General features: G+C 62.8%; 1 protein-coding gene. It reads left to right on the forward strand.

The genetic code is table 11. The features are described from left to right. On the forward strand, positions 1-282 hold a 282-nt coding region (locus ACYZGB_RS22945), incomplete at both ends, for a transposase (protein WP_462391292.1).

Here is a 282-nt window from a genome sequence, read left to right on the forward strand (position 1 = left end):
TGATGAGCGAGGTCACTGCCTGGCAGACGCGCCCGCTTGAGCCCATGTACCCCGTCGTGTTCTTCGACGCGCTGCGGGTCAAGATCCGCGAGGACGCTGTCGTTCGCTCCAAGGCCGTGTACCTGGCCCTGGGCGTGCTGCCCGATGGCAGCCGCGACATCCTGGGTATCTGGATCGAAAACACCGAGGGAGCCAAGTTCTGGATGAAGGTCTTCAACGACCTGAAGACGCGCGGAGTCCATGACATCCTGATCGCCGTGACCGATGGCCTCAAGGGCATGC

The sequence above is a fragment of the Acidovorax sp. Q11 genome (assembly GCF_054950075.1).